The organism is Natronosalvus rutilus (assembly GCF_024204665.1).
Taxonomy (GTDB): domain Archaea; phylum Halobacteriota; class Halobacteria; order Halobacteriales; family Natrialbaceae; genus Natronosalvus; species Natronosalvus rutilus.
This window is the reverse complement of sequence record NZ_CP100355.1, coordinates 378,836-394,833: the sequence shown is the minus strand read 5'-3', so window position 1 is coordinate 394,833 and position 15,998 is coordinate 378,836. Positions and strand designations below refer to the sequence as shown.

General features: G+C 66.1%; 16 protein-coding genes and 1 other RNA gene. 12 read left to right on the top strand and 5 right to left on the bottom strand.

From position 1 onward, the window contains the following. Positions 1-80 precede the first annotated feature (80 nt). Positions 81-905, top strand: coding sequence for an MBL fold metallo-hydrolase (locus tag NGM29_RS02020; RefSeq protein WP_254160376.1), 825 nt, complete (start codon positions 81-83; stop codon positions 903-905). 58 nt (positions 906-963) lie between these two features. Here NGM29_RS02020 and NGM29_RS02015 read toward each other — a convergent pair whose 3' ends face one another. Together NGM29_RS02015 and NGM29_RS02010 are read right to left on the bottom strand one after the other, a co-directional pair. Beyond that, complete coding sequence (locus NGM29_RS02015; protein WP_254158592.1) at positions 964-1,980, bottom strand: DUF5787 family protein; 1,017 nt, start codon at positions 1,978-1,980, stop codon at positions 964-966. Positions 1,981-2,037: 57 nt separating this feature from the next. Next, entirely contained in the window at positions 2,038-2,370 is a 333-nt protein-coding gene (locus tag NGM29_RS02010) for a BsuPI-related putative proteinase inhibitor (protein WP_254158591.1), read from the bottom strand. A gap of 148 nt (positions 2,371-2,518) precedes the next feature. Here NGM29_RS02010 and NGM29_RS02005 point away from each other — a divergent pair, with 148 nt between their 5' ends. The 3 genes from NGM29_RS02005 (at position 2,519) to NGM29_RS01995 (ending at position 4,131) form a co-directional block, all read left to right on the top strand. Beyond that, positions 2,519-2,695, top strand: coding sequence for a hypothetical protein (locus NGM29_RS02005; RefSeq protein ID WP_254158590.1), 177 nt, complete (start codon positions 2,519-2,521; stop codon positions 2,693-2,695). Positions 2,696-2,741: 46 nt separating this feature from the next. Beyond that, entirely contained in the window at positions 2,742-3,620 is an 879-nt protein-coding gene (locus NGM29_RS02000; RefSeq protein WP_425499203.1) for a DUF2797 domain-containing protein, read from the top strand. Between the two features lie 91 nt (positions 3,621-3,711). Continuing rightward, a complete protein-coding gene (locus NGM29_RS01995) occupies positions 3,712-4,131 on the top strand; it encodes a hypothetical protein (RefSeq protein ID WP_254158589.1) in 420 nt (139 codons plus the stop codon). Positions 4,132-4,276: 145 nt separating this feature from the next. On the opposite strand, the gene NGM29_RS01990 is transcribed toward NGM29_RS01995, so the two are convergent. Together NGM29_RS01990 and NGM29_RS01985 are read right to left on the bottom strand one after the other, a co-directional pair. Beyond that, positions 4,277-5,113: a phosphatase PAP2 family protein gene (locus NGM29_RS01990; protein WP_254158588.1), complete on the bottom strand. Its 837-nt coding sequence runs from the start codon at positions 5,111-5,113 to the stop codon at positions 4,277-4,279. Further along, positions 5,113-6,921: an ABC transporter substrate-binding protein gene (locus NGM29_RS01985; protein ID WP_254158587.1), complete on the bottom strand. Its 1,809-nt coding sequence runs from the start codon at positions 6,919-6,921 to the stop codon at positions 5,113-5,115. The genes NGM29_RS01990 and NGM29_RS01985 overlap by 1 nt, the downstream gene beginning before the upstream one ends. A gap of 226 nt (positions 6,922-7,147) precedes the next feature. Here NGM29_RS01985 and NGM29_RS01980 point away from each other — a divergent pair, with 226 nt between their 5' ends. From NGM29_RS01980 to NGM29_RS01970, 3 genes are all read left to right on the top strand, one after another. Further along, on the top strand, positions 7,148-7,423 hold the full coding sequence (locus NGM29_RS01980) for a ribonuclease P protein component 4 (RefSeq protein ID WP_254158586.1): 276 nt from the start codon (positions 7,148-7,150) through the stop codon (positions 7,421-7,423). 64 nt (positions 7,424-7,487) lie between these two features. Beyond that, positions 7,488-7,742, top strand: coding sequence for a YhbY family RNA-binding protein (locus NGM29_RS01975; protein WP_254158585.1), 255 nt, complete (start codon positions 7,488-7,490; stop codon positions 7,740-7,742). Then, positions 7,739-8,668 carry a mechanosensitive ion channel family protein gene (locus tag NGM29_RS01970; RefSeq protein WP_254158584.1) on the top strand — a complete coding sequence of 310 codons (930 nt, stop codon included), beginning with the start codon at positions 7,739-7,741 and terminating at the stop codon, positions 8,666-8,668. Before NGM29_RS01975 ends, NGM29_RS01970 begins: the two co-directional genes overlap by 4 nt. Before the next feature lie 323 nt (positions 8,669-8,991). Here the strand turns inward: NGM29_RS01970 and ffs are convergent. Next, an RNA gene (gene ffs / locus NGM29_RS01965) (signal recognition particle sRNA) lies at positions 8,992-9,301 on the bottom strand. A 352-nt stretch (positions 9,302-9,653) separates the two neighbouring features. Here ffs and NGM29_RS01960 point away from each other — a divergent pair. From NGM29_RS01960 to NGM29_RS21115, 5 genes are all read left to right on the top strand, one after another. Next, positions 9,654-10,460: a chemotaxis protein CheW gene (locus NGM29_RS01960; RefSeq protein WP_254158583.1), complete on the top strand. Its 807-nt coding sequence runs from the start codon at positions 9,654-9,656 to the stop codon at positions 10,458-10,460. A gap of 148 nt (positions 10,461-10,608) precedes the next feature. Continuing rightward, the gene (gene cheY, locus NGM29_RS01955) at positions 10,609-10,971 is read left to right on the top strand and encodes a chemotaxis protein CheY (protein WP_253430991.1); all 363 of its coding nucleotides are present in this window, start codon (positions 10,609-10,611) and stop codon (positions 10,969-10,971) included. Continuing rightward, positions 10,968-12,176 (top strand): chemotaxis-specific protein-glutamate methyltransferase CheB, encoded by a 1,209-nt coding sequence (gene cheB, locus NGM29_RS01950; RefSeq protein WP_254158582.1) that lies wholly within the window; start codon positions 10,968-10,970, stop codon positions 12,174-12,176. Before cheY ends, cheB begins: the two co-directional genes overlap by 4 nt. Continuing rightward, a complete protein-coding gene (locus NGM29_RS01945; protein WP_254158581.1) occupies positions 12,169-15,879 on the top strand; it encodes a chemotaxis protein CheA in 3,711 nt (1,236 codons plus the stop codon). The genes cheB and NGM29_RS01945 overlap by 8 nt, the downstream gene beginning before the upstream one ends. Then, on the top strand, positions 15,876-15,998 hold the full coding sequence (locus NGM29_RS21115; protein ID WP_256548180.1) for a hypothetical protein: 123 nt from the start codon (positions 15,876-15,878) through the stop codon (positions 15,996-15,998). Before NGM29_RS01945 ends, NGM29_RS21115 begins: the two co-directional genes overlap by 4 nt.

Here is a 15,998-nt window from a genome sequence, read left to right as displayed (position 1 = left end):
CACCCTTATCCCCCACGGCCGTATCTCCCGCCAATGACGTTCCCTCCCTCGAGCGCCCGGTCCCGGAGGTGTCCCTGACCGTGGAGGTGACGCTGCTCGGCACGGGCGACACCACCGGAACGCCCACCGTCGGCTGTGACTGCGAGACCTGTCGGCTGGCCCGCGACCGTGGACTCGAGCGCACTCGATTCTCGGTCCACGTCGAAAACGAGCGCACGGGCGAGTCCCTCCTGATCGACGCCAGTCCCGACTTTCGCTACCAGTTTCTCCGCGACGAGGTTCTCCTACCCGATGCGGCGATCATCACCCACATTCACTTCGATCACCTTGACGGGCTGGGCAACGTCTTCCGCCTGCTCCGTCACCTCGACGTCTATGCGGCCGACGAAACCGACCCCGAGACCGGAAAGAGCGTCGCCGAGACCGTCGACGCGGACTACCACTACCTCGACGCGGTGACCGTCCACCCGCGGACGCCGCTCGAGTCCTTCTCGACCTGCGGGCTCGAGGTCACGCTGGTTCCAGTCGTCCATCCGCCGCTGGTCTGTTACGGGCTGGCGGTCGAGGACCCGGAGACGGGCGCGAAGCTGTCGATCACGGGCGATACCAGCTACGCGATCCCGGACGACTCGCGGGCCGTCCTCGCCGACCCCGACCTCCTGCTCGCGGAGGCCATCGTTCCGGCACACCTCGCCGACAAGCACCCCATCGGTGGCCGCCACGAGGGTCCGGACGGGGTTCCGCGGACGTTCGGTACGAAGCACATGACGCGCGAGGGGGCGCTCGCGCTGGCCGACGAACTCGCGGCCGAGCGTACGCGGCTGGTGCACCTCGCGCACTTCTACCCGGCCGAAGAGGCCTTCGAGGAGCCGCTAGCGGTGGACGGCGAGCGGTACTCGCTGTAGTCTTCCCCTCCTCGAGCGTCCGCGCTCACTCGGTGATCACCCGCCACCCGTCCAGTGATCAGGAGAACCGATCAAGTCCCGACTGTCGGCGCCGCTTGCCCGCCGGATCGGCCACCCACGCCGTCCGCTCGTCGCGCTCGGCCTCGAGGTCGACCCGGATAGTAGGCTCCTCGACCGGCTCGTAGCCCGGACACGCCGGCCCACACTCCGAACTCGCGTCCACGACGCGGTCGGCCCACCGGCAGTGGGGTAGGGTCGCACCGTCCCGCTCGAGCGGCGCACAGGCCGCACACGCGGGAAACTCGTAGGTTCGCCACCCCTTTCCGTACGCTCGCTCGGCAAGTCGACGCCTGGCTCGAGCCTTCCGTTCCGGCGAAACCACCGCGATGTCGGTCCGTCCGGGGTGATACTCGAGGGGTTCGATACCGGCCGTCATGTTCGGTAACGGAGCGGGATCGCGTATCACTTCAATTTCTATAGCATCGTCTACCGGGCCCGTATCGCCACCCGTTGGTGCCGTCTCGTCGCGGTGCACCCGCCAGACGCCCACCGCCTCGGGGATCCGGTTGAGGTGCGCTCGCGTCACGTAACTCTCCGTTGCCAGCACTGCCTCGTCGACCAGCGCGAGGCTCGCGTCGAGGCGCAACTGGGCCTCGAGGTCGCCCGGCCGCCCCAGATCGGGCTTGTTCTCGATTCCCACCAGTTTCCCGTACCAGTCGGGATAGCGAGCCACTTGCCGGACATACTCCCGCCCATTTCGACGCTCGGACTCGAAGAACCCGATCTCGACGGCGCGTTCGACCGCCCGACGAGCCCGTTTGGGGTGGCAGTCGAAGCAGTCCTTCCAGTAGCGCGCCCGGCCCGTACCCACGTCGGCCTCGAGCGCCGCGTCGGGGATCGAATCGGCGGTAATCGTCGTGCGCCGGTCGAACTCGGGGCCCGGCTCGATGTAGACGACGTCGAGGATACGGGAACCGGGACTGGCGACACTCCCGCCGAGCTGGCGGGCGAGAATTCCCTCTCGACGCGCCTCGAGGGCCGCACACAGCTCGAGCTCGAACGCAAACTCGCTCACTGTCTGGGCTGGGGGCGGAACGGGCATAAGCCTGTGGCGTCGCCCGTGTCCGTCGCCTCAGACCGAGAACTCGGCTCGAGCCGTACAGTCGTGGTTCGCCGCGTTCAACTCGCCGACGGCCGTGTACTTTCCGGGTTCGAGTTCGTCGCCCGTCGCCTCGAACGTGGTGGTCTCGCCGGCGTCGAGATCGGCTTGGGAGAGCACCTGCGTGAACATGCGGGTGTTCGTGAGTCGCCAGCGCTCGGTCTCGCTGTCTTCGACCGCGAAGTCGGCCTTGCAGCCGTTTCGAAACTGGAGCGTGACGTCGTCCGGACCGGTGTTCTCGACCGTCAGTTCGAACGTCGGAACGCCGTCCGTTACGGTCACGTCGAGCGTGCCCTCGAGTGTCATGACCGGTGGTTCCGCCCCTTGGACTATATTCCTTGTGCTATCGACGAAATATAGTCGTCCGTTCCGGCCTGGTTGTTGCGGGACGGCTGTCGGCTCCTGGCGAGTACGGCGGGGTAACACCTTCCTCTTCGCCGGTCGATGGATAGGTATGGGAACCGACTGCACCTACTGCGGCAGCGACGTGGAGCGCCACGACCCCGTCTTCGTGAGCGAGGCGACGGACGACGGCCGCGAACGGGCGGGCCAGTTCTGCAACTACGCGTGTCTCGCAGCGTACATCGACGAACAGGCGTTGACTGTCGGCGCCGCGTGCGAGTGGCCCTGACGAGGGCGAGCGTCACGGCTTTCTATCGTGGGTCCAAAGGACGACCGTGCAAGTCGTCGGGTACAGACCTCGCCGCCCGGTGTCGGCGGCGGTCGATGCAGAGTCGTCGGGCACGGCCTCGAGTGCAACCGACGAAACGACCGACACGACGCCCCTGAACGACGCCGTCTTGCTGCTCAGCGACCCCGAAGCGACCGTGGGGGACGACCGAACCGTCACCTCACTCACTCTCGAGCCGGGCACCGTCCTCGAGTACGCCCTCGGAACCCGCCACTGCGCCGGCTCGCTCGAGGGCGACGTCCACCACCCCTGTGACCGCCCGGAGGCACCCTACTGCGAGTACCACACGAACACCTGGGTCTGCGCCCGGTGTACCGGCACCTGCCTGAAAGACGAGATGGACTGCTACGAGGAGCACGCGGTCTACCTCGCGGCGTTCGCGCCGGCGACGTTCAAGGTCGGCGTCACCCGCTCGTGGCGCCTCGAGACACGGCTTCGCGAGCAGGGGGCCGACCGCGGCGCTCACGTTCACACCGTCTCGAATGGCCGCATCGCCCGCGAACTCGAGGCTCAGATCGCCCACGAGCAGGGGCTGGTCGACCGTGTACGGACCGACGCGAAGATCGAGACGCTGGGCAGCGCGGTCGACGGCGACGCCTGGGACGCGCTGCTCGCCCGCGACGCGTTCGACGTCATCGATCGGTTCGACTTCGTGTACGGCCTCGACCTCGATCATCGCCCCGTCCAGGAGACCATCGCCGCGGGAACCGTCGTCGGCACGAAGGGTCGACTGCTCGTCCTGGAGCGCGGCGGGACGACCTACGTGGTCGACATGCGGGATCTGGTGGGGTACGAACTCGAGGCCGCCGATACCGAGGGTCGGCGACTCCAGTCGTCGCTCGGGTCGTTCGCCACTCGGGGGTGACCGCACCAGTCGTGGTCGTGCTCGATCGGCGTTCCGGCGTCAAAACTCCCGAGATAACAATCCTTTTCCGCCGCGCTCGAGAAGGACGAGTATGGCAGACGATCACGACAACGACGCCGACGCGGGGGAGGAGGCCGACGTCGACGTCGATAGCAACGGAGACGGCGACAGCGACGGCGAGGAGAAATCCTTCCGCGAGCGCGTCGAAGAGATCCGCGAAAAGCGCGAGGCGGAGGCCGAAGAGGGTGAGGGACCGCCGGAGAGCCCCTTCGGCGGTGGCGGTGGCGGCGGCCCCGGTGGCATGGGCGGCAACCCCCTCGCCCAGATGATGGGCGGTATGATGGGTGGCGGACCCGGCGGGCCAGGAGCAGGAGCAGGCGGCCCCGGTGGTCGCGGCGGTGACGAGGTCGGCAACGAAGAACTCGTCCGCGAGGTTCGACAGGTCCGCGACGAGCTGCGCGATCAGACCCGCGCACTCAACCGTATCGCCGACGCGCTCGAGGACGACTGAACGCCGGTTTCGCCGGTTCTTTTGCGATTTCCGGTTCGAGAGCGACAGGTTCGACGTCGGCGTCAGCGAGATGTCGTCCAGGCCTCCCGATTCTCTGGAGTCGCCTTCCCGGATGCGCTTCCTGAACCCGTTCCCCTGAAGTCGCTCAGCGGCTCCGATTCCACAGCCCACGACGCTCGAGTCCGTCGTAGACCGACCAGCGACCCACGAGGTGCGTCGAGAGCTCGACGGCGAGCCAGGCGAGGCCGATGCCCGCGACCACGTCGATAGCCCAGTGGATGCCCAGGTACATCGTCGAGAGGGAGACGCTGACGGCCAGCCAGACTGCCAGCCAGAACCAGCCGCGGTAGACCTCGCGGGTTCGGTAGGCGAGCAAGGCGACCGTCGTCGAGAGCGAGGCGTGGAGCGAGGGGAAGACGTTGGTGTTGCGGTTGACCTGTCGGGTGAGGTGCTGGTACTGCGGGTACGTATCGTACAGTAGCGCCTGGATGAGTTCGGGCATCATGTTTCGGGGACCGTAGGCGATGACGAACACGTAGCAGACGAGGCCGAGGGTGTAGTTGAGGGTGTAGGCCGCGAGCAGTTCCCGGATCGGGCGCGTGTTTGGGAGCAAGAAGTAGGCGATCACCGGAAACACGAGGACGAAGACGTAGCCGTAGATGTAGATGAACGAGAAGTACGCCGTCAGCTCGGGGGTCGCCTGGGCTTGCAGCCAGACGATGAAGTCACCCTCGATGTCGTAGATCATCCCGGTGAGTTCCCAGCCGATCATCCAGGACACCTCGGGGGCGAGGTCCCTGGCGACGCTGTTGAACAACAACACGGACACGAGGACGAGCACTATCGGGAGGATCGCTGCCACCCGCCGGCGGAAGTCTCCGGTGGTTTCGACCAGTCGCTGGCGACCCGCGAACGCCGCCGTCGAGACGACGATCATGGCGGCGACGACGACGATCACCTGTGCGAGCGTCTGGAGGAACATTATTGCCTCACCACCAGGGCGTCGCCGTCGTAGTGGTACCCCGCGTCCTCGAACGCCGCTCGAGCGGCCTCGACGTCGAGATCGCCGTCAGAGCCGTGGAACGGGACGACGGGGTCTTCGTTTTCGTCGTCGAACGCCAGCGACGACGGCGTCCACTCGGGGGACAGCGGCGTCGCGATCGGGTCGGCGTGGCCGTGAAACACCGTCTCGGCGAGCCACGCCTCGTCGATCACGCCGGCGACCGCCTGACGGAAGTACGGGTCGCCGAACGGCGCGCGCCGGACGTTGAACCCGAGGTGGTAGAACGCCGCCGTCTCCGACTCGATCCGCTCGACGTCGCCCTCGGCCTCGAGGTCGTCCAGGACGTACGTCTCGAGCGGCGAAATCGTCACGTCGGCGTCGCCATCCCGGATCAACGCGATCGCGGAGGTACTCCGCGGGTCGATCTGGGCCCGGAACGACTCGGCGGTCGGCGCCGGCAGGTTCACGTCCTCGCGAGTCGTGAAGTGGTCGGCGTAGCGCTCGAGCGTGAGGTGCTGGCGATCCACGTGGTCGGCGTACTGGTAGGGGCCGCTGCCGATCGGCGGGAAATTGGTCGCGACGAGAGCCTCGGTCGTTCCCTGCGCGAGGCGAACCCCAGGGACGTTCGGCGGGTCGGATCGCGATTCCCAGACGTGTCGCGGGAGGATGGGTGCCACGAGCGCTCGTTCGGCGATGGCTTCGGTGCCGTCGACGACGAACTCGAGCGTTCGCTCGTCGAGCACGTCGATCGACTGGACGACCGAGGTCCGTCCCCGGTATCGCGGCGAGGGGGCCGGAACGTCGCTCGAGCCCATTGAGGTGTCCGCGAGGAATTCGTAGGTGAACCGGACGTCGTCCGCTGTCACCGGCTCGCCGTCGTGAAAGGCGTGCTCGCGGAGGGTGACCTCGAGGGTGCCGGTGCCGGTTTCGCTGTCGTCGCTATCGCCGCTGTCGTTGCCATTGCCCCCATCGTTACCGTCACCGTCGCCATCGCCCTCACCACCGTCCCAGGTCCAGTCCTCGGCGAGCCACGCCACGACCTCGTCATCACCCGGCGGCTCGATGGCGAGTGGATCGTACACGAGGTCGACGACCGGGTCCGGCCCTCGGTACGGTGCCGAGAGCGGGTTGACGTTCTGGGACGGGGCGGCGTCCATGATCGCACCGCGCAACGCTCCGCCCTCGCCGACTGGTTCGAGCCCGAGGTAGCCGAGGCGGGTCGTGATGTCCTCGGCGCGCCAGCCGTCGAATCGACTGGTGCGGACCAGCCGAACTTCGTCGGGCCGACAGATGGGGACGAACGGCTGTTCGCGGGCGACCAGCGTCGCCAGTTGCTCGACTACCTCGCGTCGGTCCGCATCCGCGACCCGACGCTGGCGCTCGAGCAGGTCGTCGATCGCTATGTTCGTGACGCCGAACGGGTTCTGCCAGCCCGACTCCTCGGCGTACCGGGAGTAGAGCGCTTCGTACAGGAAATCGGGGTCCGCGCCGCCGGGGTGGCGATCGACCACCAGGTCGAAGTCGTGGTTGACCAGGACTTGCCGGCGGAGTTCCTGGGGCGACCGGAGTTCGACGTGGACGTCGATTCCGACCGCCTCGAGGTTGGCGGCGATTTCCCGGCTGAGTCGAATCGACTGCCGATCGCCGTCGGCCGGCTGGGTCGTGATCGTCACCGAGAGCGGCTCGAGTCGGTCCCGGTTGACGGCGCTTCGTATCTCGCGGACGCAGCCACTCAGCGACAGCGAGCAGCCGGCGGCGGTCGCCGCGAGCAGGGAGCGTCGGTCCATCGCGGTCGCATCTCCGCCGTCGGCGGTCGCTGTCCCACTGGGAATCACGGTCTGTTCTCACGAGTAGTTCACCGGGGCCCGTATAACAGTATTGCGGCATCGACACGCGGATGCGGTCGTCGCCTTTCCGCCGCGACCGAAGTCACGGCCGACGCCGTGCCCGCATCGCTCTCGAGGTCGCCGGATTTCGGTACCTAATTACAGGAGACGGCCGAACGACCCGACGATGAGCGTCGCCGCCGAGCGAATCGACCGCCTCCACGCCCTCGCTCGAGCGGCCGCCGCCGACGGCGACGACGAGCGAGCGAGCGCCTACGTCAGGCTCGCTCGCCGAATCGCCGAACGCAATCGGCTCGAACTTCCGCGACAGTTCAAGCGATTCACCTGCGACGCCTGTGACGCCTACCTTCGCCCGGGGAAGAACGCCCGGGTTCGTCTGCGCGACGGCCACGTCGTCGTCACCTGCGACTGCGGGAGCCAGGCGCGCTATCCGTACGAGTGACGGGGGAGTCGAGGCGTTTTTCGAATCGCGAACATTGAAACCGCCCGCCCTCATAGAGCGGTCCATGAACGATCACGAGCAGGAACTCAAACGTCGCGCACACGACCTCGACGTCACTGTCTGGGTCGGGAAGAGCGGCGTCGACGCGGTGGTCGACGAACTCAACGACCAGCTTGCGAACGAGAACCTCGTCAAAGTCAAGTTCCTCCGGGCGGCTCGAGCGGGCAGTTCCACGGAGGAGAAGGCGGCCGACCTCGCCGAGCGGGTCAACGCCCAGTTGATCGACACGCGAGGACACACGGCAGTGATCCATCGATGATCGGCGGCGAGGTCGGGGCGAGAACGCTCCTACAGGACGGCCTCGGGCCAATCGGCCAGCAACTCGACCGGCTCTCCGGGGTCGACGAGACGCTCGCGGCGACCCTCGAGAGCGGCCTGGTCTTCCTGGTGACGCTGCTCCTCGTCTGGTTCGTCGGCCGGGCGGTCGTCGTTCCGCTGGTCGAGCGGGCGATGGATCGCCGCGGCCTCGACCGGCACGCCCAGAAGCCGTTGCTGGTGGTCACCAGGTTCGCGGTCCTCTTCCTCGGCGTCGCCATCGCGTTTGGCGCCGCCGACTACGGAAACTTCCTCGTGTCGATGGCCGGAATCGCCGCCGCGGGGGCGCTCGCAGTCGGTCTCGCGCTCCAGAACGTCATCTCGAACTTCGTCGCTGGGATCTTCATCTACACCGACAAACCGTTCCGCATCGGGGACTGGATCGAGTGGGAGGACGGCACCTATTCGGGCGTCGTCGAAGACATCAGCCTGCGCGTCACCCGGATTCGCACATTCGACAACGAACTGCTGACGGTGCCGAACAGCCTTCTCACCGAGGGCGTCCTGAAAAATCCCGTCGAGGCGGACAAACTCCGCCTGAAGTTCGTCTTCGGAATCGGCTACGGCGACGACATCCAGGAGGCGACGGACATCATCGTCGAGGAAGCCGAGAACCACCCCGACATCATGGACAACCCCGCCCCCTCGGTGCGACTCACCGAACTCGGGGACTCCGACGTCGGCCTCCAGTCGCGGTTCTGGATCGCGAACCCCTCGCGGGCCGACTTCGTCCGTACCCGTGCAGAGTACGTCACCAGCGTCAAGGAGCGATTCGACGAGGCGGGTATCGACATCCCCTACCCCATCCGAACGCTCGAGGGAGGCCTGCAGGTCAGTAATCCGGCGATACTCGAGACGGCCGACGACTGACTCGACGAGGTTTCGATCGCCTCGACTGCTTCGGCAGCTCTCCTGCTCGAGACTCGAGTTCCCCGTTGACTCTCGAGCTGTGCCCACGGTATGTGGCCGGGAGCGTCCCGCGAGTTCCTCGAGCGGGGCGCGACCCGGGGGAGGGCAGGCGGTCACCAGTTTGCTACCGCGAGTGAACGCAGTGAGCGAGCGGGCCGACGAGTGACCCGAATGTAGTGAGGGGAACGAGGAGTGCTTTTGGTCGAACTTTTGCCGAGTAACAGCGAGACGCAGAGTGATCGCTCTGCGTCTCGCTTCAACGCAGCACAAAAGGTCGTTATGAGTGTTGGACCCCGCGGTTGCCCGGCGTTCCGGCCGGGGGAATCCTGGTTGCCTCCTCCACCCCGCAACCCGTCGAGCGACAGGTGTCCGGCGGTCCACTGCTCGCTTCCGCGCCTGATGGGCTGTCGCCGGCTAACGACGATGAGTCGTCCCTGCGGACGGTCATGGTCGACCGCTGTCCCCGACGGACGAGGCTTCCACGTTGGCTCCCGGGGCCCCGGGCGGTCTGACCGGACGCCCGCGGGCTTCGGTCCCCACTGAAGGCCATACCGTGGGTTGTGAGCAGGGCCTAACTGCCCGACCTAGTCCACATCTGGATAGTCGACCGTGACTTAAGGCCCTTTCGTCTCTCGTTCTCGTTTTTTTGTTCTCATCCTCACCCTTACCCTCACCCGCACTGCCGTTCTGGTTCTTGCTCTCGTTCTTGCCTCCGCCATCGAGTCCGCGAGTACCCAGTCGCTCGAGTTGGTGGCGTTCTCGAATTCGAGATCTGGAATCTGGCATCGGGCGTCTGGCAACCGAAAACCGAACCTCCACTCAGACCGCCCTACGACCGATGTAACGGCCTATCGATCTCGACGAGGAACCTCCTCGAGCCGCCGACCTCGAGTGACCTCTCGGAGAGGCAACGTTTTAATGGTGGACTGAGATAGTCGACCAGACAATGGCTCCGGAGTTACCCGACAGACTCCTCGGGATCAGCATCGAGGACCCGAGCGAGCGACAGTCGACCGACGAGACGACGGCCAGGGAAGAAGAGCACGTCCGATTCATCTTCGTCCGACTGGGCGAGCACCGCCTGGCGATTCCCGTCGACGAAGTGAAGACGGTCACGGATCCGCCGGCAGACGCGGACCTCACGCGGGTGCCGCGGTCGCCGGCGGCCGTCGAGGGGCTGGTCGACCTCCGCGGGGAGATCACGGCGGTCGTCGACACTCGCGTCCATTTCCCCGTCGGGCCGGCGCCGGCCGCACAGCGACTCGTCGTGCTCGACCGACCCACCGACCAGCAGCCAGCGGCGCTTCGTGTCGACGAAGTGCTCGGCGTCCACAACGTCGCCGAGGACGACGTCCTGGAACCCGACGAGGTCGAGGACCCCGGGGTCGCCGGCGGCGCCATCGACCACCCGCTCGTCTGCGGGCTCGTCGAACGCGTGCGCCGCCCGCGCCAGGAGTCTCGAGCGCGGCGCGGGAACCGGTCGTCGCGGTTCTCGAGGAGTCGGTCGAAGCCGGGCTCGGGGTCGGCTTCGTCCGCCGCGGTGGGGGGAATTTCGCGCCGTCGTTCGGCGGCTGCGGAAACGGACGCTGGCGCGGATTCAGACGAATCCGTCGTAAGCGACGAGTTCGTCCTCGAGGACGAGGACGACGAGGCGTCCAGGACGCCGTCTCGAACGGAGGGGACGGTCGTGATCGAGGCGACCGGAATCCTCGACGTGCCGGCGCTTTTGTTAGCAGCCGGAACCGAAGCGTAAGAAACACGATACCGAACGGCCGGTAGACCTATTCGTATTCGCCCGAAAACCCGGAGGATTCGGCCGATGGCGTCGGTTATCACGTCTGATAATCGAGAGACAGCATTTATGGTAGTTGTATCTCTATCGGAATTTGGTGTACAATTAAATGTCGACAGGGGTGCTCATCGTAGACGACTCCCATTTTATGCGTAATCTACTGCGACAGATTCTCGAGCAGGATTACCATATCGTTGGAGAGGCGTCGAACGGCGCTGAGGCGGTAAAACTTTACAAGGAACAGAACCCCGACATCGTCATGATGGACATCGTGATGCCGAAGTGTAACGGCATCAAGGCGACCGCGGCGATCAAGAAACTCGATCCCCGGTCGCGGGTCATCATGTGTACGAGTGTCGGGCAACGAGAGAAGATGAAACTCGCCGTAAAGGCTGGTGCTGACGGCTACGTCACGAAGCCGTTCGAGGAACCAAGCGTACGGAAGGCACTGGCTGACGTCGTTGCGGCATGACGGGCGTACTCGTTGTCGACGACTCGCAGTTCATGCGAACAGTCGTCGGTAACGCGCTCGACAACGCCGGGTACGACGTACGGACCGCCGACACTGGCGAGGCGGCCATCGAAGCCGTCGCGTCGGACGATGCAATCGACGTGATCACGATGGACGTCGAAATGCCGGGCATGGGCGGCATCGAAGCCGTCGAGCGCATCATGACGCACGATCCCACGCCGATTCTCGTGCTCAGTGCACACACAGAGGCCGGGGCAGATGCGACCCTCGAAGCACTCGATTGCGGAGCGCTCGACGTCCTCCAGAAACCCGACGGTACGGGGACGCAGAACCTCGGTCACCTCACGGATGCCGTCGTCGCGAAGGTCGACGAGCTCTCGGCGGCCCCGGTGTCGGCGCTGGCGCTCGCGCGCGCGACGGCCGCGGTCACGGCGACCGAACGCCGGCAGGTGAACGCGACGCAGTCGGCGAGCGGCGTTCGCGCCAGTGCCGGGACCGGGACCGGGACCACCGAGGTCCTCGAATCTGGAAACGCGGGCACGCTAACTGCTCGTGGTCCGTCTACCCCGCCGACGATGGACGCGCCGGCCCCTGTCGACGGCACGTCCCTCGACCACCCGACCGTCGTGATCGGTGCGTCGACCGGCGGACCAAAGATCATCGAGCAACTGCTAGCGCACCTGCCGGCCGACCTCGAGGCAAAGGTGCTGATCGTCCAGCACATGCCGGCGGATTTCACCCGGCGACTCGCCACTCGGTTAGATGCGATCTGTGCCTACGACGTGTTCGAGGCGAGCGACGGCGACCGGATCGACGCCGGCGACGTCGCCATCGCCAGAGGCGGCCAGCATCTCCGGGTCGTGAACAACGTCAACGGATCGCTCCGCGTTCGCCTCGACGACGGCGAGCGCGTTCACGGGGTCCGCCCGGCGATCGACGTAACGATGGAGACCGCCGCACAGCGCGTGGTCGACCCGCTCTGTGGCGTCGTCCTGACCGGAATGGGCCGGGACGGTGCCGCGGGCATCGAGGCCATCGCCGACGCCGGCGGCCACACGATCGCCCAGGACGAGGCGACGAGCCCCGTCTTCGGTATCCCCCAGCAGGCGATACGGACGGGTCGCGTCGACGAGGTCGTTCCCGCGTCGGCGCTCGTCGATCGGATCGTCGGCGCATTCGTCACGGACGGTGAGACCGATGAGTGAGTACTGGACGGACTTCGCCCAGGAGAGCGACGAACAGATCACGGAACTGAACAACTCCCTGCTCACGCTCGAGCGAGACCCGGACGACGACGACGCGATGGAGGCCATCTTCCGGACCGCTCACACCCTCAAGGGGAACTGCGGCGCGATGGGTCTCGCCCGTGCGAGCGACCTCGCACACGCCATCGAGGAGGTCCTCGATGCCGTCCGACGGGACGACCTCGAGATTACGCCCGAGGTCATGGACGCCATCTTCGACGGCGTCGACGAACTCGAGGCGATGCTCGAGGAAGCACCCCCGAACGGCGAAATCGATCGCGATCCGGCGGCGGAGATCGAGACGCTCCGGAGCTTTCTGGACGGTTCGACGACGAGGACGAGCGAGGACGTTTCGACGCCGACGGATGCCGAAATCGACGACATCCTGGCCCGGTTCGATCCCCCGCAGGACGCCGACCACGACGCGTTTCTCGTTCGGCTCGCGATCACCGACGACCCACGGGTCAACAACGGCCAACTCGTCGTCGAGGCGCTCGTCGACGCGTTCGACCTCGTCGGAACTGCCCCTTCTCGCGAGGCGATCGAAAACGGCGAGTACGGCACGGCCTTCGACGCCGTATTCGGAAGCGCCGTTGGCAAGGACGCGATCAGTGCGGCCCTCGAGCCGGTCGTTGCGGTCGACGCGTTCGAGATCGTCGAAGTGACGGACCGGCTCGTGTCGAGCAGTGACACGCCCGGTCTCGGGGCCAACGCAGTCGACGCGGTCGACGAGTCGCTCACCGCAGACGACGTCGAGGGCCTTTCCTCGACCGACGCGCAGAACCTCTCGGTCGACGAACTGCTCGAGGAGTTCGACGAGTTCGACGATCTCGACGCGATGGTCGAGGAGGTCGAGGGCGAGGACCTCGATGCGTTCGACGAGATGGGCGATGCGGGGTCGTTCGACGACCTGCTCGGCGAATCGGCATCGGCGGACGCCCCACCGGAAGGCGACGCCGACGATTCGGAGGCGGAATCGGGCCCCACCGACAGGGCTATCGCCGCCGAGTCAGCGGATGCGGAGTCCGCGAGCGGTGGCGGTGTGGACGATCGCGAAGAGGTAGCCGACGCTGACGATGCTGACGACGCCGACGACGCCAGTGCGGTGTTCGCCGAACTCAAAAACGAGGTCGAGATGGTCGGCTTCGACGAACTCCAGGACGAACTCGAGGAACTCGAGTTCGACGAGTTCGACAGCGACGACGAGGTCGACATGGACGAATTGCTCGGCGACGACGTCGACGTCGACGACAATAGTTTCCTCGAGGTCGAAGACGAGTTCGGGGCCGAATTTGACGAAGAGTTCGACGACGTGGACCTCGGGAGCGACGCCGAGGAGACCAGTGATGAGGGCGTCGAACGGACGGACGCCGATAGCGAGGTGGCGGCCGCCAAGTCGTCCGACCTGGACGACGCTCCGGTGGAGCTGTCGTCGGATGTGGGTGTGGAATCGGATGCGGAAGCACAGTCAGATGAGGAGACGGAGACGGGAACGGAGACGGGTTCGACACCGGCTGGCGCCGACGACTCGATCGTCCCAACTGACGACGACTTCGAGGCGTTCGCGTTCGACGATGCGGACCTCGACCTGGACGCGGACGACAGCGCCGCAGAACAACCCGTCGAGGCGTCCGACACCGATTCGCTCGAGCCGCGAGCGACGGACGCCGAGGGAGCCGACGAACTCGAGGAGGCCGACGTTGCCGCCCTCGACGGCGTCGACTTCGGTGAAACGGACGACGGGACGGACGATTCCGAATCGAGTTTCGGCGACGATTCCGCAGTTGACGATTCTGGAACGGATCGGGATGTCGAGGGTGTTGCTCTCGAGGATGAGGATCTGGACCTCGAAGACGAGGAAATGAGCCTCGAAGATGATGCTCTGGGCTTGGAGGATGAGGATCTGGACCTCGAGAACGACCTGGGACTCGAGTCGATCGATCGAGACGAAGTCGAGGACGACTTCGCGGTCGACTTCGGATTCGATCCGGTCGACGATTCGGCACTCGAGGACGAACAGGACGTCTCGTTGGACGACTCGGCGCTCGAGGCCGACGTCGACGTCGATGAGGACCACGACCACGACCTGGACGGAGACCTCGAGACGCCGGACGATACCGCGTTCGTGGGCGACCAGCCGGCACCGACGGCGTTCGACGTCGACGCGGATGCGGACGACGCGTACGCGTTCGAGGACGACGGTGGACTCGAGGCGTCTGCGATGGACGCCGACGACCTCGAGGACTTCGACGATTTCGATACTCTCGATGACCTTGGCGACGCCGACGACCTTGGCGATCCCGACGATCTCGACGTCGAAGCCGTCGACTCCGCTCCGGGGGATGGCATCGCGGCCGGTGCGGACGCGTCGAGTACCGCTGCGTTCGGCGCTGCAGAGAACAGAGACGGTGGGGACGCGACCGCCGCGGAATCAAACCGCGTCTACGAGGACGTTCCGACGATGCCGATTCCGGACGTCGGCGTGCCCGAAACGGACGAGGAGGCGGATTCGGAATCGAACGCCGAGCAGGCGCAGTCGATCCGCGTCGACATCGATCAGGTCGACACGCTCCTCAACCTCGTCGAGGGACTCGTCACCGCCCGTGTTCGCCTCCGTCACACCATCGAGCAGGACGACGACCCGAAGACGCTGCGTCGAGAGCTCGACGACCTGGACGACATCACCGCCGAACTCCAGGACACGGTGATGGACGTCCGACTGGTCCCTCTCGAGACGGTCGCCAACCGATTGCCCCGGACGGTTCGGGACATCGCGCGCGACCAGGACAAGGCAGTCACTTTCGAGACCGAGGGCGAGTCGGTCGAACTCGACCGCAGTATCCTCGACCGGATCGGCGACCCGCTCATCCACCTGGTTCGGAACGCGGTCGATCACGGTATCGAGGCGCCGTCGGTCCGTGAGGAGGTCGGAAAACCCCGTGAGGGGACGGTCCGACTCACGGCCGAGCGGGCCCGCGACCGCGTGCAGATTCGGATTCACGACGACGGTCGCGGCCTCGACGCCGAGGAGTTGCGAGAGGCGGCCGTCGACGCCGACGTCCTCGCGGCCGACGAGGCCGCGGACCTGGACGACGACGAGGTCTACGACCTGGTGTTCCACCCCGGTCTCTCGACGGCGACGGAGGTGACGGACGTGAGCGGCCGTGGCGTCGGGATGGACGTCGTCAAGCGGACGATCGAGGACCTCGACGGCACCGTCTCGGTCGACAGCGACCCCGGCGAGGGGACGACGATCACGATGGAACTCCCCGTGACGGTCGCCATCGCCGACGTCCTGTTCTTCGAGATCGGCGGCGAGGAGTTCGGCGTCCCGATCAAGGCCGTCCAGGACATCGACGACGCGCGGACCGTCGAGACCGTCGATGGCAATCCGGTGATTCCCTCGAGCGACTCGCCCGTTCCCGTCGTGGAACTCGCGGAGCGACTCGAGACGCCGGAGTCGTCCGACCCCGACGACGGAATGGTGATCCGAATCCGGGACGACGTCCGGTCGGTCGCCCTTCACTGCGACGTCGTCCATGGACAACAGGAGGTCGTCATCAAGCCGTTCGAGGGGTTCATGGGTGGGCTTCCAGGTTTGAGCGGGGCGACGGTTCGTGGCCGGGGGGAAGTGGTTACGATCCTCGACGTCAATACACTATGAGCATGAGCATACACACCTACACCGAGAGTGACGGACGGTCGGGCGCGAACCCCCTCTCGAAAGAGACACCGGCTACGGACACGACGAACGAACTCGACAACGCACACGGAGGTACCTAA

Bases quoted from the DNA above. Each gene is read 5' to 3' on its own strand.
- NGM29_RS01945 (WP_254158581.1), top strand. From the start codon at position 12,169: ATGAGTGAGTACTGGACGGACTTCGCCCAGGAGAGCGACGAACAGATC.
- cheB (WP_254158582.1), top strand. From the start codon at position 10,968: ATGACGGGCGTACTCGTTGTCGACGACTCGCAGTTCATGCGAACAGTC.
- NGM29_RS02010 (WP_254158591.1), bottom strand. From the start codon at position 2,370: ATGACACTCGAGGGCACGCTCGACGTGACCGTAACGGACGGCGTTCCG.
- NGM29_RS01980 (WP_254158586.1), top strand. From the start codon at position 7,148: ATGAGCGTCGCCGCCGAGCGAATCGACCGCCTCCACGCCCTCGCTCGA.
- NGM29_RS01995 (WP_254158589.1), top strand. From the start codon at position 3,712: ATGGCAGACGATCACGACAACGACGCCGACGCGGGGGAGGAGGCCGAC.
- NGM29_RS01970 (WP_254158584.1), top strand. From the start codon at position 7,739: ATGATCGGCGGCGAGGTCGGGGCGAGAACGCTCCTACAGGACGGCCTC.
- NGM29_RS21115 (WP_256548180.1), top strand. From the start codon at position 15,876: ATGAGCATGAGCATACACACCTACACCGAGAGTGACGGACGGTCGGGC.
- NGM29_RS01960 (WP_254158583.1), top strand. From the start codon at position 9,654: ATGGCTCCGGAGTTACCCGACAGACTCCTCGGGATCAGCATCGAGGAC.
- cheY (WP_253430991.1), top strand. From the start codon at position 10,609: ATGTCGACAGGGGTGCTCATCGTAGACGACTCCCATTTTATGCGTAAT.
- NGM29_RS01975 (WP_254158585.1), top strand. From the start codon at position 7,488: ATGAACGATCACGAGCAGGAACTCAAACGTCGCGCACACGACCTCGAC.
- NGM29_RS02005 (WP_254158590.1), top strand. From the start codon at position 2,519: ATGGGAACCGACTGCACCTACTGCGGCAGCGACGTGGAGCGCCACGAC.
- NGM29_RS01990 (WP_254158588.1), bottom strand. From the start codon at position 5,113: ATGTTCCTCCAGACGCTCGCACAGGTGATCGTCGTCGTCGCCGCCATG.
- NGM29_RS01985 (WP_254158587.1), bottom strand. From the start codon at position 6,921: ATGGACCGACGCTCCCTGCTCGCGGCGACCGCCGCCGGCTGCTCGCTG.